This is a genomic window from Paraburkholderia sp. CNPSo 3281, assembly GCF_024206515.1.
GTDB classification, from domain to species: domain Bacteria; phylum Pseudomonadota; class Gammaproteobacteria; order Burkholderiales; family Burkholderiaceae; genus Paraburkholderia; species Paraburkholderia nodosa.
In genome coordinates this window covers 169,395-192,469 of sequence record NZ_JAMBPS010000005.1, presented here as the reverse complement: position 1 = coordinate 192,469, position 23,075 = coordinate 169,395, and the positions used below count along the sequence as shown (strand labels likewise).

Genomic DNA, 23,075 nt, shown 5'->3' with positions numbered 1-23,075 from the left:
GCGTGCGCCGCCCCTTCGCGCGTTGCCAGAGCACATTTCGCCGAATGGCGCTGCGTGCATTCGAAACTGACAGGCCGTTAGTTGCGTTGATTCGTCGACCTCTTGCTGCTGCCGCTTGACATCTGCCCTCTGCGATTTTTTTGATGCGCCTTGTCCGTCAGCATGACGTGCGAGCGTCATTATGATGGCGGCACGATGTAATTCATCCGCCTCAACCCCATGACGGAGACTCAAATGGAATACCTCTTGATGATCTATTCGGAAGAAAACGGCTGGAACCAGATGACCGACAGCGAGCGACAGCAAGGCGTCGCCGCCTATCACGCGTACACCGAATCGCTCCAGAAAGCGGGGGTGCTGGTGGGTGCCAACCGGCTGCAGCACACGAATACGGCCACGACCGTGCGGCTGGTCGACGGCAAGCCGCAGGTGCTCGACGGACCGTACTCCGATTCGAAGGAGCAGCTCGCGGGCTACTACCTGATCGACGTACCCAACCTGGACGCGGCAATGGCGTGGGCGTCGCGGTGTCCAGGCGCGGCGCACGGCATCATGGAAGTGCGCCCGGTCTGGACCGCTCCGTACGATGCGCCATCTGCTGCATGAGCCAGTCCGGCGGCGGCCGTCACGCTGACGCCGCCGCACATTCCATTGCCGAGGCAGTCGCGCGCCGCAGTTATGGCAAGCTCGTCGCGCTGTTGGCGATGCGCACGCGCGACGTCGCCGCGGCCGAGGACGCACTCGCCGACGCGTTTGCAGCGGCGCTCACGGACTGGCCGGAGCACGGCTGCCCCGAGAGCCCCGAAGCCTGGCTGATGACCGTTGCGCGGCGCCGGGCGATAGATGGCGCACGCCATCGCCATGTCGGCGACGCAGTGGTGCACCAGCTCGCGATCCTCGCGGAAGAGATCGACGAGTGTGAACCCGGCGCGTTGCCCGACCGGCGGCTCGCGCTGCTCTTCGCGTGCACTCACCCTGCACTCGAGGCCGCGATTCGCACGCCGCTGATGCTGCAGGTAGTGCTGGGCCTGGAAGCGAAGACGATTGCATCCGCGTTTCTGATGTCTCCCGCCGCCATGAGCAAGCGCCTCGTGCGCGCGAAGACCAAGATCCGCGAAGCGGGCATTCCGTTCAGCGTGCCCGAGCGTGAGGAACTGCCCGGCCGGCTCGACTCGGTGCTTGAAGCTGTCTATGCAGCGTATGCGGAAGGTTGGACGGACCCGGTCGGCGGTGATACCGAACGGCGCGATCTAACCGACGAGGCGCTGTACCTTGCACAATTGCTCGTCGAACTGCTGCCCGAGGAACCGGAGACGCTGGGTCTGCTTGCGCTGATGCTGTTTGCGCAGGCGCGGCGAGATGCCCGCCGCGATGCGGCTGGCGATTACGTGCCGCTGTCGGCTCAGGACCCGGCAACATGGAACGCACCGATGATCGACGCAGCCAACGCACTGCTGCGGCGCGCGAACGCGTTAAATTCAATCGGTCGCTTTCAACTCGAGGCCGCGCTGCAGTCGGCGCATGTGCATCGCTGCCGATCGCATTGCCCGAACTGGGACGAGATCGTGCAACTCTACGATGGGCTGCTCGCCATTGCAGCTTCGCCCGTGATCGCGGTGAACCGCGCACTCGCACTGGCGGAACGCGACGGCACACAGGCGGCGCTCGACGCGCTCGCGCCGTATGCTGACGATCCGCGGCTGACTGACTACCAGCCATACTGGGCCGCACGCGCCAATCTGCTCGCGCGTGCAGGCGCTACGACCGAAGCGCTTGACGCGTACGATCTTGCGATTGGCCTCGAGCGCGATCCGGCCGTGCGCCGGTTCCTGCAGCGCAAGAAACTGGAGCTTTCATCGGCGAGCGGCTAGCGGCGCGAGTTGTGTGGCGGTTTCGCCCCAAAAAAGGCAGTCTGCAGCGTCTCTGAGACCCGAATGACAGTAGCGAGTTGCGGAACAACGATACGAGGAGCGCCGCGAAAGCGCAAATAGATCACGGAATCGACGAATCGTTCGATCGTGATTCTGGAATCCGAAATTAATTCCGCTTCAGCCCGCAAAATATTCAGGACGCCTTTAGGTATGTGACGCAACGTGTATGGACGCGCTGCACGATCGGTGAGCGGTACTCGAGAAATCAGCCGGCGCGCAGGTTGAAGAACCACTTCCGCTCCATTGTGTGAGACGCTCGCGGGTACCGTTCAGTAAGCGTCAATGAAGCTCGCTGTCATCGTTCAATAGCCACGACGGGATATCGCGTTTGCCGTTGAGCACGCGCCAGAACCTCGACGTAGTCCTTGCGCTCAATGTAGAAGATCACATGCGGGTAGCGGCTCGCGACCACGACGCTTTATCTGCATGCCGACGACTGACCCGCGGCATCGGTATGAGCAGGCGCGAGCGCTTGCCTACCCCAGCCGATGCGACGCTTCTTTTCGGGTTCCCTACGGCACAAGCAGCGAATACGTGCGCGAGCTCATCCGTAAGGATCAGGATCGAAAGCGCCTGCGCGCAGTTATCCTGCAGGGAGCGGCGTCGGGGCTCACGGATCCGGTTGATTCCGACTACTTCGAATCGCTGCGCGCCCGCGTGCGGACGTCGCGCAAATGACAGCAAAGCCCGTCGTTCCGACGAGGCTGGCCAGGCAGGACGTGGAGGACGAGCTGACCTACTATCTCGTAGACGAAGGCTCGGAACAGGCAGCGCTCGGATTCATTGCGGAGATCGAGTATGCCTACGCCCATCTCGCTAAACATCCGAAAACTGGATCTCCCCGTTACGCGTACGAGTTGGACATACCAGGCCTGCGATCGTGGCCACTTGATCCGTTTGGCGGACATTCGTTCGGTAACAGCTCGTCGCGGGTGTCGACCCATAGCACGTCGTGCTGTTCGGCGCGGGGCACGTCGGCCATGCGCTCGTGACACTGCTCGGCCGGCTGCCGTGCGTCGTGCATCGGCACGGGCGTGCCCGTCGCGCGGTTGCGCCGGCCGGTCCGTTGGGCGATTGTCATGTCAGGGCGCTCCGGGTCGTCCCCGGCGTCCTGACTCCCCCTCGAGGGCAGCGAGCAAACCGAGCGTGGGGACCGTTTCATGTCAGTCTCACGCCGCGCGTACGGCCTGCACCGCGCGCAGGATCGACTCGCCGGTCGCCGGCGCGTCGAGCGGCGGATTCACGCGATAGTCACCGATCGCTGCGATCGCGTCACGCACCGCGAAGAACACCGAGAACGGCAGCAACAGCGGCGGCTCGCCGACGGCCTTCGAACGGTGGACGCTGTCCTCGACGTTGTGGTTCTGGAACAGCCGCACATTGAACTCGGGCGGCGTGTCGTTGACGGTCGGGATCTTGTAGGTCGACGGCGCGTGCGTCATCAGCTTGCCCTCCGGGTTCCACCACAGCTCCTCGGTCGTGAGCCAGCCCATGCCCTGGATGAACGCGCCTTCGACCTGGCCGACATCGAGCGCCGGGTTCAGCGACGTGCCGACGTCGTGCAGCGCGTCGACGCGCAGCGTGCGCATCTCGCCCGTCAGCGTGTCGATCACGACTTCGGATACGGCCGCGCCGTACGCGTAGTAGAAGAACGGCCGGCCCTGCAGCTTCGCTTGATCCCAGTACAGTTTCGGCGTCGCATAAAAGCCGTCCGACCACAGCTGCACGCGTGCGAGATACGCTTTCGCGATCACCTCGCCGAACGGCACACCGGTCTCGCCGACCCACACGCGGTCGTTGCCGAAGCGCACGTCCTTCGCATTGTTCGAGCTGCCGCCGTATTGCTTCGCGGCGAACGCCGCGAGCCGTTCGCGCAGTTGGCGCGCCGCGTCCTGCGCGGCCTTGCCGTTCAGGTCCGAGCCCGTCGATGCGGCCGTCGCCGACGTGTTCGCGACCTTGCTCGTGTCGGTCGCCGTCACGCGGATCCGCCCGAAGGGGATCCCAAGCTCGTGCGCGACAACCTGCGCGACCTTCGTGTTGAGTCCCTGCCCCATCTCCGTACCGCCGTGGTTCACGAGCACCGAGCCGTCCGTATAGATATGGACGAGCGCGCCGGCCTGGTTGAAGTGGGTCGCGTTGAATGCAATGCCGAACTTCAGCGGTGTCAGCGCGATGCCCTTCTTCAGGACCGCGTTGCTCGCGTTGAATTCGCGCACCCCGGCGCGGCGCGTGCGGTAGTGGCTGGTCGCCTCGAGCTCGGCGAGCAGCTCGGGCAGGCAGTTGTCCTCGACCGTCTGGCCGTACGGCGTCACGTTGCGCTCGGTCTTGCCGTACAGGTTCGCGTAGCGGACGTCGAGCGGATCGCGGCCCAGCGAGCGGGCGATGTTGTCCAGGAGGTACTCGATCGCGAACGCACTCTGCGGGCCCCCGAAACCGCGGAACGCCGTGTTCGACTGTGTGTTGGTCTTCCCGCAGTAGCCAGCGATCGCGACGTCCGGCAGCCAGTACGCGTTGTCGAAATGGCATACCGCGCGCGTCATCACGGGACCCGACAGGTCGGCCGAGAAGCCGCAGCGCGATGTCATGTCGATCGACACGCCGCTGATGCGGCCGTCGTCTTCGTAGCCGACGTCGAAGCGGTAGTAGAAATCGTGCCGCTTGCCGGTGATCATCATGTCGTCGTCGCGGTCCGGACGCAGCTTCACCGGGCACAGCAGCTTCCACGCGGCGAGCGCCGCGCAGCACGCGAACAGGCCCGACTGCGATTCCTTGCCGCCGAACCCGCCGCCCATCCGCCGGCATTCGACCAGCACGTTGTGCGACGCGACGCCGAGCACGTGCGCGACGAGGTGCTGCATCTCGCTCGGGTGCTGCGTCGAACAGTAGACGTGCATCCCTTCGTCGTCCTTCGGCACCGCGTACGCGATCTGCCCTTCGAGATAGAACTGTTCCTGGCCGCCGAGCGTCATCTCGCCAGCCTCGCGGTGCGGCGCGGCCGCGAGCCGCGCGGCCGCATCGCCGCGCGCGAGCTTCAGCGGCGGGATCACGTACGACTCGGCTTTGCGCGCGTCCTGCGCGGTGAAGATCGCGGGCAATTCCTCGTAGTCGACCCTCGCGCGGCGCGCGGCGAGTCGCGCGGTTTCGTGCGACGTCGCGACGACGATGAACATCGGCTGGCCGACGAACTGCACCACGCCGCTCGCGAGCACGGGGTCGTCGTGGATGATCGGGCCGCAGTCGTTGACGCCCGGAATGTCGTCGGCCGTCAACACCGTGACGACGCCGGGCGTCGCGCGCACCGCGTCGAAGTTCATCGACAGGATCTTCGCGTGCGCCTGCGCGGACAACCCGAGCGCCGCGTGCAGCGTGCCCGCGACGAGTGGGATGTCGTCGGTGTAGGTCGCGCGGCCGCTCACGTGCAGGTGCGCTGATTCGTGGGGGCGCGACAAGTGCACCTGGCCCGCATCGGCCCGCGTATCGAGGGCGTTCAGAAACGGTTCTGCTTGCTGGTTCATGGTGTTCTCCGGAGCTTCGATCGTCACGCGCGCGCCGTCTCGGCGGCCACTTCACGCACGCTCAGCGCCTGCGGCGGCAGCGGATCGTGCGGACGGGTCTCGAGCCAGAACCGGTACAGCAGGTTCTTCGCGGTGTCGAGCCGGTACACGCTCGTCGCGCGCATGTCGGACAGCGGCTGGTAGTCCCGTTCGAGCGCCTGCATCGCGGCCTGCGCGGTCGCCTCGTGCCACGGCACGCCGTCGAGCACGGCTTCCGTCTGCGCCGCGCGCTTCGGCGTCGCGGCCATCCCGCCGAACGCGATGCGCGGTTCGCGGATCGTGTCGCCGTCCGCGATGAACGCGAACGCCGCGCACACGGCCGAGATGTCCGAATCGAAGCGCTTCGACAACTTATAGGTGCGGAACTGCAGGTTCGCGCGTGCGCCGCTGCGGGTCGGCACCTTCAGGCCCATGACGAATTCGTGCGGCGCCATGTCCTTCTGCTGGTAGCCCGTGTAGAGCGCATCGAGCGGCAGCTCGCGCACGACGTCGCCGCCGCGCAGCACGACGCGCGCGCCGAGCGCGATGAGCCCCGGCATCGAGTCGCCGATCGGCGAGCCGTTCACGACGTTGCCGCCGAGCGTGCCCGCGTTGCGGATCGGCAGCGACGCGAAGCGCTTCCACATCTCGGTCAGTTCCGGATAGGTGCCAGCCAGCGCCGCGTATGCGTTCTCGACCGTCACGGCCGCGCCGATCGCGATCCAGTCGTCGCCGTGCTTGATGCGCTTCAGTTCGGCGATCTGGCCGACGTAGATCAGATCGTCGAGCCGGCGCATCTGCTTCGTGACCCACAGGCCGATGTCGGTGCTCCCCGCGAGGATCCGCGCGTCGGGGCGCTCGGCCTTTAGCGCGGCAAGCGCGTCGAGCGTGCGCGGCGCCGCGAAGCGCGCGTCGCCGACCGTGTAGTCGAAGGTGTCGTTGCGCTTCAGCGATGCGAGCGTGCGCGCGAGCGCGGCCGTGTCGACGGGTGCCGAAGGCGGCGGCGCATCGAACATCTGCACGGCCGCATCGACGATCGGACGGTAGCCCGTGCAGCGGCACAGGTTGCCCGTCAGCGCGTCGGCGATCTCGGTGCGCGTCGGCGTTTCCTTCGCGGCCGCGCATGCGCTGCCGCACGCCTCATGGCCGTGCTTCTCGTAGAGCGCCCACATCGACATCACGAAGCCGGGCGTGCAGAAGCCGCACTGCGAGCCGTGGCAATCGACCATCGCCTGCTGCACGGGGTGCAGCGAGCCATCTGGCTGGCGCAGGCCCTCGACGGTCAGCAACGCCTTGCCGTCGAGCGTCGGCAGGAACTGGATGCACGCGTTGACGGCCTTGAACTCGACGGTTCCCGCTTCGGTTAGTTCGCCGACGACGACCGTGCACGCGCCGCAGTCGCCTTCCGCGCAACCTTCCTTGGTGCCCGTGCAATGCGCGTCCTCGCGCAGGTATTGCAGCACGGTGCGGGTGACGTCTGCGCCGTCGACTTCGCGGATTGCCTGACGATGATAGAAGCTGATTGACTGGCTCATATTCAGATATGGTTACTGTCGATCAATGGGGCTAAATCTGGATACAACTGCTCTGCACGCCGTCACCGACGGGCTGAAGACGGGACTCATAACCGATGGCGGCCGTTGCCGATTTCACGGAGCAATCCGGCTACGGCCGCCTGCGCTTGACGGCCGAGTTCGGCCATGTCGACGCCGGCGATCTCGTCGTCCTTGACGATTCGTCGTCCGGCCGAGAAGAGGGCAGCGAGCGACGGGCGTCCTCCCGATGCGACCGGCCCGATAGCGGGGTCGTGCAGCCCGAAATAGCGGGGATCGTCGAGGCGATAGACCGCAATGTCGGCCGAATAGCCCGGCGCAATTTTTCCAACATTCGGCAGGCCGAGGATCCGGGCGCCTCCTGCGGTGCCCCAGTGAATCACGTCCGTCACCGTCGCAGCATGCGCGCCGCCTTCGAAACGGCCGCCCTGGAATTCCGGTTCGGCAGCCATTCCCAGCCTCGCGCGTTGCGCGAGCCACGCCATATGGACTTCCGAAATCATGTCGGCCGCTTCGTTGGATGCGGCGCCGTCGACCCCGATGGAAATCGGCACGCCCGCATCCGCCATTTCGCGCACAGGGCTGATCCCGCTTCCGAGGCGGCCGTTGCTCTGCGGGCAATGCGCCAGTCCAGTGCCGGTCTGGGCTAGCAGGGCGATTTCGGTTGCGTCGACCTTGACGAGATGCGCGAACCACACGTCGGTGCCGAGCCAATCATGCTCACCGCAAAACGCCACCGGCGAACGCTGATGCCACCGATGCGCGTGATCCCGATAGGCGACGGTCTCGGACAGATGCGAATGCATCCGCAGGCCCAGTCGCCGTGTAAATGCGGCGATCTCGCGCATTTGCGCCGGCTCGACCGAGTACAGCACGGTCGTGGGCGCAACGACGACGCGGCGCATGGCGCCCGGCCCGGCGTCGTGATACGACGACGCGAGCCGCTCTACGTCGGCGAAATAGGCGTCGAGCGTTTCGGGGCGCAGCGCCGTCGGCAGCTCGGCTTCGAGCTGGCGCGTCCCGGTTGCGCCTCCGCGCAGCAGCACGAAGCGAAGGCCAAGTTTTTCCGCCTCTTCGAACAGGATCGCCGAACTGTCGAACGGCATCCCCGGGTAATACAGGTAATTGTGGTCGGCGATCGTCGTGCAGCCCGAGCGGATCAGTTCGATCATGCCGATGCGCGCGGCGAGCCGGAAGCGTGCTTCGTCAAACAGCGCGCGAAAGCGGTAGGGCGTCGCCGCGAGCCACGGAGTCAGCGACGCGTCCAACCCCAGAGGATCGCCTTTCAGGATCGACTGGAACAGATGATGATGCGTATTGACCCAGGCGGGGTACACGACGCAGCCGGTCGCGTCGACGATCGTCTCGCCGGGGCGCGGCTTCAGCGCGCCGACTTCCGCGATGACGTCGTCGACGATCCGAATGTCCGGGCCGGCAACGCGCGCCGGGTCGCCGGCGTCGTTGCCGCCGCCGGTCATGATAGCCACCGCGGCGCGGATCAGGGTCGAGTGTGCTGGATCGGTCATGGTCGAGTGTGCTGTATCAGACATGGTCGAGGAGGCAACGGGGAGTCAGAGTTCACTTTCGTGCCAGCTTCCGAGGCACAAACGCGACAACCAGGTCGTGAGGCCGAACAGCGCCACGCCCGTTACGGTAATCAGCGCGAGCGCGGCGAACAGCCTGGGAATGTTGAGCGCGAAGCCCGCCTGCAGGATCTGGTACGCGAGGCCCGCGCCGGTGCCGCCCGTGCCGGCCACGAACTCCGCCACCACCGCGCCGATCAGCGCGAGGCCGCACGAAATGCGCAGGCCACCGAAGAAATACGGCAGCGCGCTCGGGATGCGCAGCCGCACCAACGTATCCCAGCGGCTTGCACGATTGATCCGGAACAGGTTGATCAGCCCGGGGTTGACGCTGCGCAGCCCGAGCACGGTGTTCGAGATGATCGGGAACACAGCTACGAGCGTCGCGCAGATGACGAGCGCAAGCGTCGGTTCCTTGACCCAGATGATGATCAGCGGGGCAATGGCCACCACAGGCGTCACCTGCAGCAGGATCGCGTAGGGAAAGAGGCTGGCTTCGATCACGCGGCTCTGGACGAACAGGAAAGCCGCGGCCGTGCCGCACACCACGGCCAGTGCAAACGCCAGCAGCGTGATGCGCAGCGTCACCCACAGCGAGCCGGACAGCAGCGGCCAGTCTTCAACGAGCGTCTTGCCGATCGCAATCGGTGAGGGTACGAGGTACGGCGGCACGGCGAGCGCCATGCAGACGCTCTGCCACACGAACAGCAGCACGATGCCTACGGCCATGGGCGCGGCTACGCGCTGAACGGCCGGCCGCGCAAATAGCGGGGGATGCATATGAATTCTCCGACAATCAATCGACAACGGGAGCGCCGGTATTGGCCTGCGTCAGCAGGGCCGACAGTTGTGCGCAGTACTGCATGAACTCGGGCGACACGCGGAACGCCTCGTCGCGGACCGCGGGACCTTCGATCGGCACATCGGCGATGACGCGGCCCGGGCGGGCCGCCATCACGATCACGCGGCTCGACAGGTAGACCGCCTCGTAGATGCTGTGCGTCACGAACACCACCGTCAGCCCCCGTTCGGCCCACAGCGCACGCAGATCTGCGTCGAGCTTGTTGCGCGTGAACTCGTCGAGCGCGCCGAACGGCTCGTCCATCAGCAGCAAGTCGGGATGCGTGGCGAGCGCGCGCGCGATTGACACGCGCATCTGCATGCCGCCGGACAGTTCGCGCGGATACACCTGCCCGAACTGTCCCAGCCCGACGAGTGCCAGCGCGCGATGCACGCGCTCGTCTGCTTCCGCGCGCGACATGCGGGCGAGGTCGAGCGGCAGGCGGACGTTGGCGGCCACGTTCGCCCATGGCATCAGCGTCGCCTCCTGGAACACCATCGCCAACGTGCGGCCTGGGGTGCCGACGCCGGCAGCGAGCGTGGGCTCGCCCCACCAGCGCAGGTGCCCGGCGGACGGCAGCTCGATCCCCGCAAACAACTTGAGCAGCGTGCTCTTGCCGCAACCGGACGGACCCAGCAGCGAGACGAATTCGCCCGGCTGGATGGCGAGCTTCACCCGTTCCAGCGCGACGGTGCCGTTGGGATAGGTTTTCTCGACCTGGTTCGCGAACAGCGCGGGCGCGTCGGTGGGGCGCTGGCCGCCGCGTGAAGGCGGGCCGCCGGCCGACGGCCTGGCTGTGTCGATATCGTTGCCACCAAAGGCGAGCGACATGGCGGTTTCCCCGAAATTTGCCGATTCAGTTCCGGATGCGGTACTCACGGCATCACCTTCAAGTCCTTGGTGAACTGCGTGGTGTATGCGCGCTTCCAGTCCACACCGGCTCCCAGCATGCCGGCGCTGACCATGAAGTCGCGCGTCTTCTTCCAGCGCGTATCCGTCATCACGCCGATGCCCATCGTGGCGGCGTCGCCCCCGGTGATCATGCGGAACTGCTTGAGTTTCTGCACGGCGTAGGCGAGCTGGTCGTCCTTCATCGCCGGGTTGTCACGCTTGATGAGCGCGTTAGCGGGCGCCGGGTCGGCGAGGTAGCTCTTCCACCCTTCCATCGACGCGCGAACGAAACGCGCTACCAGGTCGGGCTTGTCCTTGACGGTGTTGCTCATCGTGACAATGGTGGTGCCGTACGGCGGATAGCCGTCGTCGGCAAACAGGAAGAAGCGCGTCTTCACGCCGGCCTTGTCGGCGCTGAACTGCTCGGACGAGGCATAGGCCTGCTGCGCCGCATTGGGATCGGCAAAGAACGGCTGCAGGTTGAACGTGTACACGCGCGATTGCGAATCGTCGAGCTTGTACTTGCCCCTGAGCCACGGCCACCACGTGGTGCGGCCGGACGTCGAGACCAGGATGACGTGCGTTTTCAGATCCGCCAGCCTCTTCACGTCGTCGTGCGTCATCATGCCCTGGGGATCGGTCTGCATCGCGGCGCCGACGGTGGTGACGGGCACGCCCTGCTCGATGCTCTTGAGCACCTGGAAGTCGTAACCCATCAGGAAATCGGCCTGCCCGCTGGTCAGGATCTGCATGCCGTTGACCTGCGGACCGCCCATGCGGATCTGCACGTCGAGCCCGTATTTCTGGTAGATGCCGGTGGCGACGGCCTGATAGAAGCCGCCGTGTTCGGCCTGGGCATACCACGAAGTGAGGAAGACGACTTTGTCGAGCGCGAAGGCGCTGGCGGACCAGCAAGCGGCGGCGACAGCGGCCAGTCCGAGGAGACGGCGGAGAACGGTACGAGGATTCATGGCTGGACACGGGTTGATCGTGATTCAACACGCCTGTGACCACGCCATCATGAGAGTCTGAGCGGTACCAATGTAGCCGGACGTGACGCGTCATGAAGGCTCGGCCATGCATCCGGATACCGGACGCCCAGGCGCGGCTTTCAAGAGCAATTTCCGGCTGCTGCGCGAATCGGCCGAAGGCTCGATGCCACCTCGTGCAGTAGTGAACGCTTCTACTCTGCCCGCAATAATGCAACTACCGTACCAGGGGATGGCGTGCAACGCGCCGGCGGGGCGCGAGCGGTCATTCCGAGCACGATGCTCTCGTCCGGAAGCCGCCGTAGTGCGTGCGATGTGGGCCCATGGTGCGTCGCGCCCGCGTGTGGTGCATCGCCGCGCGGAAGACCCGCGCCGCATCGACATTCACGGTTGGCGTGGATATTGCTCCCAAGCCGGCAAGAGTAGAAGCGTTCACCAGTCGCGCAGAGAATGTCGACTGGCTGGGAATTGCTCTTGAAGTCGGACCGGGCCAAGCCTCAACGGGCGGCCTGGATGCCATTGGAGCTTCAAGACCGCGATGCCTGGATCCGTTTCGATCGCCCCGCGTTGTTGCGTTGCTCCCGGTCCGACGTCCATCGACCTTTTTTGCACGGAGCACATGCATGACCACGCCGAACGACCGCCGTTACACGTTGACCGAACTCGACAAGGAAGCCCGCATGGGTGGCCTGGGTTCGGAAACGCATGCTCGCGAGGTTCGCATCATCGATCTCGCCGACTTCGAGGAACGTCGTGCGCCGATTGCCGACGAACTGTGGGCCGCCGCGACCGACGTCGGCTTCTTCCAGCTGGCCAACCACGGCATCGACCTCGAGCAGGTGCGGGGCGCTTTCGAGATGGCGCAGCGCTTTTTTGCGCTTCCGGAACGCGTCAAGGCCCAGTATCCGTTGCAGAAGGCGCAGAACAGCGGCTGGGAGAGCAAGGCCCAGGTGCGCCCCTCTACGGGCACGCAGGACCAGAAAGAGTCTTACCAGATCACATTGCCGCACATGTGTGGGCTGTGGCCAACCGAGGAGCAGCTGCCCGGCTTTCGGGCTGCGATGCTGGCGTTCGAGACGCAGTGCTGGCGCCTCAGCGTGCGCGTGCTGTCGTGCTTCGCCGACAAGCTCGGTTTTGCGCGCGACTTCTTCGAGCACGCCCACGATCCGTCCCTGCCGACGTACCAAAGCACGCTGCGCCTGCTGCATTACTATCCGAACGATCCGTCTTTGCCGAGCGGCCTGTGGCGCGCAGGGGCGCATACGGATTTCGACTGCCTGACGCTGCTGTTCCAGCGCGCCGAGCAAGGCGGCCTGCAACTGTGCCCCGGGAAGGAAATGGACGGGCAGGAATGGACCAGCGTCGAACCAGCCGACGAGGTGATCACTTGCAACATCGGCGACATGCTGATGCGATGGAGTGACGACCAGTTGCCGTCCAACTTCCACCGCGTGCGCAATCCACTACCGCATGAATATCAGGGATCGCGCTACAGTCTGGCTTTCTTTTGCCAGGCGAACCGCAACGTGATGATCGAGGGTCCCAGCCGCAAGTACGATCCGATCAGTGCAGAGGACTATCTGCGTCAGCGCGTTGCGGCCAATTTCCATGCGATGAAGTAAGAATGCAATGTCGGCCGTCACGTATTGATCCATGGGTACTCCCGTCGAAAGTGAGGTGGCGTTCAGCTCAGCCGTATCTTCGGCTGCACGAGGCCGTTGATCTGCTCGGCGGTCCACAGCATCATGGCCTTGCCAAAACCGTGCAAAGCCTGCTGATGTTGCCGGTAGAGCATGGCGTGACTGAGCTGCGCGAATCGGCCCTTGATGAACCCGCCACGGAAGAACCCGAACTGCCCGAGCGTCCCAAAGGCGTTGTAGTCGCTCAGCGATACCAGCGCGCCGAAGTCGTGAAATGCAAAGTCGGGCAATGAGCCGCCGCCGAGCCAGCCCGGCAAGTGCTTGGCGAGATGTTGTGCCTGCTGCGTGGCGACTTGCGCCGTGGGTGCGAGAGGACGTTCATTGCCGGCGAGCGTCAACGTCGAGCAATCGCCGAGCGCGAATAGTGTGTCGTCGTCCTGCGCCTGCAGGGTTGGCCTGACGGCGATCTGATTGGAACGATTGATCTCGATCCCATCCAGTTTGCTTAGAAAATCAGGGGCCTTGACGCCCGCCGCCCACACCATCAAATCCGCCGGTTGGTGGCTGCCATCGCCCAACCGGAGTCCGTCGGGTTCGGCGGCGGTCACTCGCGTGCCCGTTCGCACCGTGAAACCAATATGCCGTAACTGTGCCTCACTGGACTCCGACACCGCCGGCGGAAACGCCGCCAGTACGCGAGGTGCGCTTTCATAAAGCGTGAGGTTCAGACGTGAGCGGATGCCGGGGTCCCCGTAACTCGACGCCACTTCGAGCAAGCGGCTCAATTCCGCTGCCAGTTCGACGCCAGTCGCTCCGGCGCCGACGATAGACACGCGCAACGCGCTATTCGTCACAACACTCTGGAATATGCGGATTCGCAATGCTTCGTTGAAGACTTCAGCCTGTGCCTGGCTGTCAATGAAATGGCAATGATCGAGGATGCCTGGGGTGCCGAAGTCGTTGGCGCGACTGCCTAACGCAAGAATCAGTACATCGTATTCGACGGTGCGCGGGCCGATCACAACTTCACCCGACTTCGAACGCAGCGCAGCCAGCTTTACGATGCGCGCATTGCGGTCCAGGCCTTCCATCTCGCCTGGCTGATAGTTGAAGCCGTGGTCGCGAGCGTGGGCGAGATAGATGACCTGCTGTTGCTGGACATCGCGCGTGCCCGCCGCGATCGTGTGCAGCATGGGCTTCCAGATGTGGGTTGCGCTTTTGTCGATCAACGTGACCTGAGCGCGGCCGCTGCGGCCAAGCGTGTTGCCCAGCCTGGTCGCAAGCAAAAGTCCAGCGATACCGCCGCCGACGATGACGATCCGGGTGGTCTGGCGCATGGTTGAATATTCTACGAGTGATGAATTAATGCGATACTAAGGTTTCGAAGGGTTCATGTCAAACCGGTGCCGCTGCTATTCGCGGTGCGGCACCCGTTAAAATTCTGAGCTTTCCTTGAACACGATCTACCGTCGCCGATGAAACACCCTCACGATCAAACCCAGTGCGCCACGACGACACCCACGCCCCGTCGGTCGCGCGGCCGTCCAGCGTGCAGCGACGCGGGTGGCGCCGACGCATTGCTTCGCAGCGCCCGAGGGGCGTTCGCGAGGAGCGGCTATGAGGCGACGAGCGTGCGCGAAATCGCCAGGGCGTCGGGCGTCGACCCCGCGCTGGTCGCGCATCACTACGGCTCGAAGGAAGCGCTGTGGGTTGCCGTGGTGGACCAGATTGCCGACGATGTGGCTCCCATGGTCGCGAAGACCGCCGCGTTGCGGGAGATTTCAGGTCCAGGACCGCGAGCGCGCGTCGAGGGCGCCGTGTCGATCCTGATCGACCAGGTGTTTCTGACGCCAGACGTTGGCATGTTTTTTTCGACTGCCGCAACCGAAACTGGAGAGCGCCTTAACTTGCTGATCGAACGGGTGGTGCGGCCGTTTCATGACGTGTTCGTGCCGTTGCTCATCGATGCGATCGACGCAGGTGAGATTTCGCGGCAAGATCCCGACATCATGTTCACGATGCTCGCCAATGGCATCAGCAAAACTGTCGCCTATAGCCATGTACTGAGTCCGTTCTCTTCCTTACCGCGGCGTCCCAAGGCATTCAAACGCGCCGTTCTGACGACGGCTTTAGCCATGCTCGGCTGAACCGCTGCGACCGGGACGCCCCTCTCGCAAATCTGCCGCAAAGCGGTCCTTCAGATATTGTCGGTGAGCGACCGAGTTGGGTCGACTTCGGAATTTGGGCCGGCTCGGCGACGCGCGATCGTCGACTAGCCTCGAACTTCCAGGACCAGCCACGAGTGACCGTCCTAGTTCGACCATTTTCAACAACACTGCGGATATAGGGCCAGCGCCGGCCAGTTCGTCTTCAGAATGGTCTGATGCTGATCAATCGTCCTCGGGGTAATGCAGCGCGTTTCGCAAAGGGTGAACCAAGTCTTTGATGCAATCACCCGGTAACTTAGCCTTTCGTAACAGGGCTCCGTTGTCGGTAGGCATCTCCGGAACCAATCGGCCGTGCTTCTGATACGTCTGTTGCTCGATAAGCTTAAGGCGGCTTTGCGCCGTTGCCTGAAATAACGCCTGCTGTCATAGAGCTTGCCATCGTCGTTCATCTCGGGGAAGAACAAGGAGACGCGATTAGACTGGTCGTGCCACGATTCGATTGCTCCTACGGTCGTCAACGCGACTACGATACGGCTGAAATTGGCTGACTGCTGCCACAAGGAAGAGCTGCCATGGGCGAACAAGTGCCGGTTCAACCAGGTCGCACCGTCATACTCTCCAGTGTTACAAAAAAAGGATCTCTGCAGCCAGCGCCGAAAAGTCTCAAATATGAAGACACGTTCATCCTGGCCAAATAAGTACTCTGTCGTCAGGTACTCCCGAGGTACCCACATCTGATCGAAGTGAAGCTGCGCCGCGTACCCAATGGCGCCGTCGACCGCCCCGCTTGCCTTCTCGTGTATCTGAAGGACGGTTCCAACACTTGAAACGATCCGCGCCAGACTTCCTTCGATTGCTGGTATCAACGCAGAGATGCTAGAGGCACGATATCCGCTAAAGAAAGCGAGGAACGCTTCGCGAGCAAGGGGAGCAAACTCCTGCAAGCTACGCGCTTGCGGCATTATCTGTGCAACGCATAACGCTTGAAACGGAATGTTGTAGACGGTCGAGGTATGGTAGTCGAGATAACGACAATTCACGCCAGATGCGGGAGAGTGCTTCCTGGGAATTTGTACAGCCACACAGGTGGGGTTCAGCGTCACCCCGGGCCTTCACTCCATCCGTGTAACGAGTCCGGACCAACTGGGCATCATCACGCAATTGACCCAGATATTGGCGCGGCGAGTATCAACCTCCGCGGCGTCTCGGCCGCTGTACTGGGCACGCAGTTCATTGCTTATCTCGAGGTCGACTCGTTGGACGATGCCGAAAAGGCGATTGCCATCCTGCAAAAGGCCTGAAGCGTCTGTACCGGACGACAAGGCTGCGCGGCCATTTGAATGGCAAACAACGGGCCGGGCATGGCGGCGAATCCCGCTACCGGCACGAAGCAGTTTATACGCCCCTTAAAATCTCCCCCTCTTCATTTCTGATCATCGGAATGGCCGGCACCGAGTGCCTCGAGCAACGGCCGAAGGGCATCCAGTTCCGCGCCGAAGCCGCTCCAGTCTCCCGCCTTCAGGCGCTCGAGGGCGCGGTCATAGTGGGCAAGTGCCTCGCGCGCACGCGCGTCCCCTGTGCCTCGCGGGGCCGGCGCCGCTTGCGCGGTTTCCTTGAAAAGCGCCGCCAGGGCTTCACCCAGGCTGTCCTCCATCACCACACGGTCACCATAAGTGGCAATCACCCGCTTCAACTCCGGCAACTGACCGGACTCCGCGCGTAAATAGAGCGGGGAAACGTAGAGGATCGAGTTCTCGATCGGCACGACCACAAGATGACCGCGGATGACGCGTGAGCCCATCTGGTTCCACAGCGAGATCTGCTGCGAGATCTCCGTATTCTGCTGAATACGCGCTTCGATCTGAAACGGCCCAAAGACCAGCCTGTCCTTGGGGAATGTATAGACGCTGAGCTTGCCATACACGGACGGATCGCAACGCGCCACCAGCCAGGCAATCATGTTCTCCCGCTGGCTCGGCACCATCGGCAGCATGAGGATGAACTCGGCGCGTGCTTCGCCGGGAAGTCGCATGATCGTGTAGTACGGCGGCATCGTGCTGGCGGCGCTCACGCCATCCATTCCGGACAACTCCCGGGGAAACTGCCACAGATCCTCGCGGTTGTAGAAGACCTCCGGCGCATCCATGTGATAGGCGCGGTAAAGCAGCGCCTGGATCAGGAACAGATCTTCGGGGTAGCGGATATGACGCCGGAGCTCCGGTGACATCATGTCCAAAGGCTTGAACAAACCCGGGAAGGTGCGCTCGTATGTGCGCAGCAGCGGATCGGCGGGTTCGCTGACGTAGAAGTCGACCGTGCCGTTGTACGCGTCGACCACGACCTTGACCGCGTTTCGGATGTAATTGGCGCCTTGGTCGAAACCCGGCCGGGAATAAGGAAACCACTGGCTGACCGTGTAGGCGTCCTGTACCCAGAACAAGCGCCCATTGCTCGCCACGACATAGGGGTCATGGTCCAGACTCAGGAACGGCGCGATCGTCCGCACGCGGTCCTGAACGTTGCGGTGAAGCAGGATCCGGCTCTGGTCCGTGATATAGCCGCTCAGCAGGATGTTGGGATCGTCAAACTGCCAGGCGAAGAGACTGCGTTGCGCCACGCTGCCGACAGGGACGCCGTCGCGCCCGCTATACGTCGTGTACGCATTGTCCGCCCCTTTGGGGTAATCGAATTCAGCCACATTGCCGTTCACGATGACATAGTCCTGCCGGCCTTCACTGAAATAGAGACGTGGTTCGCGAATGGCCGGGCCGCCGTTGGAGACGGGTGGAATATCCCGCAGATAGAAAAGGGGTAAGCCTTCGGTGGACTTCTCGGTGACTGGCGACATCACGACACCGATGCCGTGAGTAAAGATAAGGTGCAGGTTCACCCAGGTTTGGGCGTTGGGCGCAAGCATCGCCGGTTCCAGTTCACGCGCCGACAGCATCACCTGCCTGTATCCGGTGTCAAGCTGATAGCGGTCGATGTCCACCGAGAGAAATTTGTAGTAGGTCCTGATCTCCTGCAACTGTGCGTAGGTATCCATCAGCGGTTGCACGTCCCATAGCCGGATGTTGTCGATGGTCGGTCGATTGGCCTGCAGCGAGTCGAGAGTCAGTCCCTGGCCGACCTCAAACGGCTTAACCTCAATCTTTGCGAGACCGTAAGCCTGTCGCGTTAGCGCGATAGTGTGCTCGATATAGGGTGTTTCCAGTCTCAGCTCGCTCGGTTTGACATAGAAGCGCTGAAACAGCAACGGATAGATCACAGCGAACACAAACGAACTGCCGAATACGAGCAGCGCGAGAACGGCAGGCAGCAGATAGCTACGCTGGCGCATGTTGATCCAAAGAGCCACGGATGAGGCCGCCGAAAGGCCGACAAGCATCCACAGGACCGGTAACTCGACGTGGACATCGGTATAGCTGGCGCCGACCACGACGCCGTTGTCACCGTAGAGCAGCAGAAAGCGGTCGAGCCACCACGACCAGGCCTTCACCGCGAAGAACAAACCGAGCAGTGCCGAACCATGAGTGATGGCGGCGCGCGAGAGCGTCCGTGGTGGCCGCTCCGGCGCGATGTCACCACTCAACCCGTAGACGGCACCTGCCACGATCGCGCTGCAGAAGACCAGCCACAGCAACCAGTTCTTGAGCGCGACATACGCGGGGAGCGAGAAGAGATAAAAGCCGATGTCCCTCTCGAAGATCGGATCGCGCTCGCCAACAGGCACCTGATTGATGAAGCGAAGCGCGACGTCCCAGTTCGAGATTTCGCTGGCAGCGGTAAGCAGCCCCAGTACGACCGCTGCGCAGGCAATACTGAAACGCCAGGGAACGTACGGCGCGACCAGTTCGGCCAGATCGCCGGTGACCACCGTCGCGCCCGAGGGACCGGCTGTTTCCGCTCGCAGGCTCTCGCCCTCCCTCGCGTAACGATGCGCCAAAATTCCCGACAGCCAGATCGCGCACGCCGAGACCGCGAACACGGCGGCAAACAGCAACGCTCTCGCGCAAAGCATGGTCCAGAAAACGCCACCGTAGCCGATGGAGGAGAACCACAGCCAGTCGACCAGGATGCCGGTGATGCGTCCGACGACAATCAAGCCTGCGATGACGGAAATCGCCGTGATTGCATAACGTCTCAGGCGCACGCCGGACTTCACTCCCGACCGCATAGTCCCTCCTGTGCTGGCCGTCGCGCATACTCTGATGCGATCGGATCAATCACGCACTGCCGAACTGCCGGGGAGCATGGTTGAACAGCCTGTCAACGCACCCGGACAGTCCTCGCGTAGCCGCCCCATGACCTGTGCGACCCGAATTCGGGTGGAGCGGGTTCAGGCCCGTTGAATGATTGTAGTTCGGTGTGGCCATTGACATCGGCCCCGCGCATAAGCGACCGTGGCTGCCATTGATTTCATGCACGCTTGAAGGGAGTTGCCGGGATCTCCTTGTTGCCGAGTCCGCCGGCGAGCATCGCCAGCACTTCGGTCTCCCGTAACGTCAAGGCTTCGAATGGTCCGCCAGAGGCCGTCTGACGCAACGGCTTTCGTCCGGCCACCAGCCTTGCGAGGATGTCGGGCGATAGCACGAACAGGCTCGCGGCGACGGTTTCGATGAACGCGACGCTGCAACCGCGCTCCACTCTCGCATCGCGGGCTCGAGCCCTGCAACACGACGTCAGGCATTGGCGCGTCGCCGCAAGTCTCGGTTTAACGGCTTACGTGACTGGTCGCGCGGACGTCATTTGGCTCAGGCGGCAACAGGCGCTTGGTGTTGCCGCTTACCGGCATGGTGCACGGCGGTCTGCCGGTGCGCACCGGACGCCGAACCTGTGCGGTACGAGACGAATCGCACCTTGACGCGGTGCGAATGCGCGAGCATCGAATGGCGATGATGCAGCCGCGCACTTGCGTAATAGCGCGGCTCGACGACCGGCGTTTCGTCGCCGTTCAGCCATCGACGTATCGTGACGAGATCGGCAGAGCGCCCCCACGATGTTTGCGAGCCGAGCAGCGCAATCATCACCTGACCATTGGGCATGTTGGCATCGACCACGATGCAGCGTCCCGCCTCGCGAATATAGCCGGTCTTCGCGACCACAACGTCCCAATCGGCTGAGCGGACTATCGGGTCGGTGTTGTGATAGAACCTCGTCCTCGTACCGATTTCCTCTTCGTAACGGGGAAGCGTCGTGTATTCGCTGATCAATGGATAGTGCGCCGCGGCGGCCGCCATCTTCACGACGTCGCGTGCCGTAGAGAGATTGTCGGGCGAGAGCCCGGTCGGGTCGTCGAAGTGCGTATTGAACATGTGCAGCGTGCGCGCCTTTTCGTTCATCTTCCGGATGAACGCCGGCTGGCCGCCCGGGTACGCACGCGATAGCGCAGACGCCGCGCGGTTCTCCGACGACATGAGCGCAAGGCGCAGCATCTCTCCCCGTTCGAGCGACGCACCGATCGGGATACGGGACCCCGAGTGCTTGCGCCGATCAATGTCGTCATTGTCGACACTCACCATGGCGCCCAGCGACTGGGCGCTGTCCAGCACGACCATCGCTGTCATCAGCTTGGTGATCGACGCGACCGGCTGGACGTCATCGGCGTTCTTTTCCAGCAGAACTTCGCCGCGCCCGACGTCGTACACGATTGCGCTACGTGAATGGAGCAATGGCGTTTCGGCCCACGCCACGAACGGCGCAGAAGCGAGCAGTAGCGCGCTCAGGAAATGCTTCATGACGTTCACACCTTGAGACAGCAACAGGCGATGGGGGGTCAACGTGCAGGATGATCCCCAACAACTAAACTGTAGTTGCTCATCGCTGGAATGAGTGTGTGAAAGAGAACGGAATTTTGTCCCCGGAGGTAAGCCCTCTTGAACGCATGCCTCCAGGCGACGCTTACGGCTCGCGGATTCTTCAAACAAACTGCCTATCCAACGGCACAACCGGCTAGCCAGCTCCTTACGAAAATTCCGCCAGCGCGTCACACTAATTCGAGCGACTCGAACGAGGTGTTCCGCTTTTCTTTGTGCGCCTCCCCCGCCCGTTGGTCTTCCAGCACATGAAGTTGGCCACTGCAGCCGCAATGAACGTGACGACAGTGGAGGCCGACGACGCGAGGAGCGTCTTTTCCCCTGCATCTGGCGAGGGCGTTGCGGGTTGCGATTGGGAGGCGCAGGCGGATGAGAATGGGGCTGCCGGAGCGCTTCCCGGCAAGGTGCGTGGCGCCGACGCGCCTTTCGCGTGCACGAAGGTGGCTTGAGGCAGCGGACTCGCCCACTTGTACCGCACAAAAAGGGCGGCCGTCACGCAAAAAAAAACCCACAAAGAGACCAAGAAACAACCGGCAAAGCAGTTCGAGCCTGAGGAAATTTGCCACGTCCGCCTCCGTCGTCGTCAACGGTTCCCGCACGCTTATGATGCGCCGGCGTTGGCAACAGGGCATAGCTTCAGGCAGACAGCCGCCCGACTATCTCATCGAACGAAGACCGCATCTCGACGTGCTCGCCCATACAGTCTTCGATCAACGCATGGATCCCGGCGGCACGATCGTCGGCCTCTCCGGCCAGACGTTGCGCGAGTTCTTCGCGCAGGCCGCCGATCGCGCGTACCTCGACGCGCTCGAGCGCCTGCGCCAGCGCGTGATCATCGATATCGTGAAAGGACGCCGCGCCGAAGTCGCCGAGCACTACGTGCCCTGAGCCGTCATGCAGGATGTTGTACGCATAGAGATCGCCATGCATGATCCCGCGCCGATGCAGATGCCGCGCCGCCAATGCGATCCGGTGCGCAATGCGGCACCGGCGCGGAAACCGCCTACTGCGCCATCTCGAGATCCTTGATGACCGCGGCGAGAAAGCGCGCAGCCTCTCCTCCCGTGACAACCCGGTGGTCGAATGTCAGGCTCAGCGGCAAGGTCCTGTGCACGGCGGGCGCACCCTCGTGCGCCACGACCTGGTCATGCATCCGCCCCGCGCCAAGAATCGCAACAGTGGGCGGCACAACCACGGGAGCCGCATATTTACCGGCAATCATGCCGAAGTTCGACAATGTGATCGTGTTGCCGCGCATCTCTTCCGGTGGAATCTTGCGTGCGCGAATATCGGCACGCATCCGGTCGAGTCCGGCACGCAGACCGGCCGCGTCACGATGCGCGACATCGCGCAGCACCGGGACGAACAAGCCATCCGGCAGATCGACGGCAATGCCGAGATCGATCTTCTCCAGCACATGGCGCCGCGCCATTCTGCCGTCGAACCATGCGTTCAGTCCCGGCTCCGCGTGGCACCCGGCCACCAGCGCACGGATCAGGCGGATCGTCACATCGGTATGCGGTGGCCACGCGTGAATATCGGCGTCGTCGATAACGGTCGCGGCGGCCACTTCGCTCTGGGCACGCGCCATGTTCTGCGCCATCGCGCGCCGCACGCCGCGCAGCACTTCAGGCGGACCGAGTTCAGCGAACAACTTTGCCGCCCGTTGTACGTCGGTCGCCGTGATGACGCCTTCCGGCCCGGAAGGCGTCACCATTGCGAGATCGACGTCCAGCTTGCGGGCGAGCGCCCGCACCGCGGGAATCGCCTTGATAGCGCCAGGCCCCGCACCCGTGCCGCTACCGGGCGCGGCTGGCGCCTCCTCCACCGGTTGCCTGCCCACTTCCATATGGCCGACCACGGTGCCGGCATCGGCATCCTCACCACCCTCTCTATCCCCTTCGAAAGCGGCAAGCGGGGCCCCCAGATGCACGATGTCGCCCGGCTTGCCGAACAGCTTCGCGATGCGGCCGGATTGCGGCGAGGGAATCTCGACGATGGCTTTTGCCGTTTCGACCGACACGAGCGGCTGGTCCGCGCGAATGTCCTCGCCGCTCTTGACGTGCCATTCGACGATTTCCGCTTCCTGGAGGCCTTCGCCCAGGTCGGGCAGCTTGAAGATCTTCATGG

18 protein-coding genes and 1 pseudogene are annotated in these 23,075 nt (G+C 63.5%); 6 read left to right on the top strand and 13 right to left on the bottom strand.

What is annotated here, in order from left to right:
• The first annotated feature begins 234 nt into the window (after positions 1-234).
• From M3I56_RS08440 to M3I56_RS08420, 4 genes and pseudogenes are all read left to right on the top strand, one after another.
• Entirely contained in the window at positions 235-606 is a 372-nt protein-coding gene (locus M3I56_RS08440; protein WP_254353400.1) for a YciI family protein, read from the top strand.
• Positions 603-1,871, top strand: coding sequence for an RNA polymerase sigma factor (locus M3I56_RS08435; protein ID WP_254353399.1), 1,269 nt, complete (start codon positions 603-605; stop codon positions 1,869-1,871). The genes M3I56_RS08440 and M3I56_RS08435 overlap by 4 nt, the downstream gene beginning before the upstream one ends.
• A 594-nt stretch (positions 1,872-2,465) precedes the next feature.
• The gene (locus M3I56_RS08430) at positions 2,466-2,609 is read left to right on the top strand and encodes a hypothetical protein (RefSeq protein WP_254353398.1); all 144 of its coding nucleotides are present in this window, start codon (positions 2,466-2,468) and stop codon (positions 2,607-2,609) included.
• 274 nt (positions 2,610-2,883) lie between these two features.
• Positions 2,884-2,952: pseudogene (locus M3I56_RS08420) on the top strand (xanthine dehydrogenase accessory protein XdhC); the annotation flags it as partial.
• A 148-nt stretch (positions 2,953-3,100) separates the two neighbouring features.
• On the opposite strand, the gene xdhB reads toward M3I56_RS08420, so the two are convergent.
• The 6 genes from xdhB to M3I56_RS08390 all read right to left on the bottom strand — a co-directional run bounded on the left by xdhB (position 3,101) and on the right by M3I56_RS08390 (position 11,303).
• Entirely contained in the window at positions 3,101-5,446 is a 2,346-nt protein-coding gene (gene xdhB, locus M3I56_RS08415; RefSeq protein WP_254353397.1) for a xanthine dehydrogenase molybdopterin binding subunit, read from the bottom strand.
• Positions 5,447-5,469: 23 nt separating this feature from the next.
• Positions 5,470-6,999 (bottom strand): xanthine dehydrogenase small subunit, encoded by a 1,530-nt coding sequence (gene xdhA / locus M3I56_RS08410; protein ID WP_254353396.1) that lies wholly within the window; start codon positions 6,997-6,999, stop codon positions 5,470-5,472.
• Between the two features lie 86 nt (positions 7,000-7,085).
• Entirely contained in the window at positions 7,086-8,495 is a 1,410-nt protein-coding gene (locus tag M3I56_RS08405) for an amidohydrolase family protein (RefSeq protein WP_254353395.1), read from the bottom strand.
• Positions 8,496-8,588: 93 nt separating this feature from the next.
• Positions 8,589-9,380, bottom strand: coding sequence for an ABC transporter permease (locus tag M3I56_RS08400; protein ID WP_254353394.1), 792 nt, complete (start codon positions 9,378-9,380; stop codon positions 8,589-8,591).
• Between the two features lie 16 nt (positions 9,381-9,396).
• The gene (locus M3I56_RS08395) at positions 9,397-10,272 is read right to left on the bottom strand and encodes an ABC transporter ATP-binding protein (RefSeq protein WP_254353393.1); all 876 of its coding nucleotides are present in this window, start codon (positions 10,270-10,272) and stop codon (positions 9,397-9,399) included.
• A gap of 44 nt (positions 10,273-10,316) precedes the next feature.
• Positions 10,317-11,303 carry an ABC transporter substrate-binding protein gene (locus M3I56_RS08390; protein ID WP_254353392.1) on the bottom strand — a complete coding sequence of 329 codons (987 nt, stop codon included), beginning with the start codon at positions 11,301-11,303 and terminating at the stop codon, positions 10,317-10,319.
• A gap of 641 nt (positions 11,304-11,944) precedes the next feature.
• Between M3I56_RS08390 and M3I56_RS08385 the strand changes: the two genes are divergently transcribed.
• Entirely contained in the window at positions 11,945-12,943 is a 999-nt protein-coding gene (locus tag M3I56_RS08385) for an isopenicillin N synthase family oxygenase (RefSeq protein ID WP_254353479.1), read from the top strand.
• A 62-nt stretch (positions 12,944-13,005) separates the two neighbouring features.
• Here M3I56_RS08385 and M3I56_RS08380 read toward each other — a convergent pair whose 3' ends face one another.
• A complete protein-coding gene (locus tag M3I56_RS08380) occupies positions 13,006-14,298 on the bottom strand; it encodes an NAD(P)/FAD-dependent oxidoreductase (protein WP_254353391.1) in 1,293 nt (430 codons plus the stop codon).
• Between the two features lie 138 nt (positions 14,299-14,436).
• Between M3I56_RS08380 and M3I56_RS08375 the strand changes: the two genes are divergently transcribed.
• Positions 14,437-15,108, top strand: a complete 672-nt coding sequence (locus M3I56_RS08375) for a TetR/AcrR family transcriptional regulator (protein WP_254342811.1) — start codon at positions 14,437-14,439, stop codon at positions 15,106-15,108.
• 179 nt (positions 15,109-15,287) lie between these two features.
• On the opposite strand, the gene M3I56_RS08370 is transcribed toward M3I56_RS08375, so the two are convergent.
• From M3I56_RS08370 to M3I56_RS08345, 6 genes are all read right to left on the bottom strand, one after another.
• Positions 15,288-16,232: a hypothetical protein gene (locus tag M3I56_RS08370; protein ID WP_254353390.1), complete on the bottom strand. Its 945-nt coding sequence runs from the start codon at positions 16,230-16,232 to the stop codon at positions 15,288-15,290.
• A 320-nt stretch (positions 16,233-16,552) separates the two neighbouring features.
• Entirely contained in the window at positions 16,553-19,306 is a 2,754-nt protein-coding gene (locus M3I56_RS08365) for a UPF0182 family protein (RefSeq protein ID WP_254353389.1), read from the bottom strand.
• 242 nt (positions 19,307-19,548) lie between these two features.
• Positions 19,549-19,776 carry a hypothetical protein gene (locus M3I56_RS08360; RefSeq protein WP_254353388.1) on the bottom strand — a complete coding sequence of 76 codons (228 nt, stop codon included), beginning with the start codon at positions 19,774-19,776 and terminating at the stop codon, positions 19,549-19,551.
• A gap of 107 nt (positions 19,777-19,883) precedes the next feature.
• On the bottom strand, positions 19,884-21,056 hold the full coding sequence (locus M3I56_RS08355) for a D-alanyl-D-alanine carboxypeptidase family protein (RefSeq protein ID WP_254353387.1): 1,173 nt from the start codon (positions 21,054-21,056) through the stop codon (positions 19,884-19,886).
• A 525-nt stretch (positions 21,057-21,581) separates the two neighbouring features.
• Entirely contained in the window at positions 21,582-21,908 is a 327-nt protein-coding gene (locus tag M3I56_RS08350; RefSeq protein ID WP_254353386.1) for a lipopolysaccharide kinase InaA family protein, read from the bottom strand.
• Positions 21,909-21,948: 40 nt separating this feature from the next.
• Positions 21,949-23,073, bottom strand: a complete 1,125-nt coding sequence (locus tag M3I56_RS08345) for a dihydrolipoamide acetyltransferase family protein (RefSeq protein WP_254343735.1) — start codon at positions 23,071-23,073, stop codon at positions 21,949-21,951.
• Positions 23,074-23,075 lie beyond the last annotated feature (2 nt).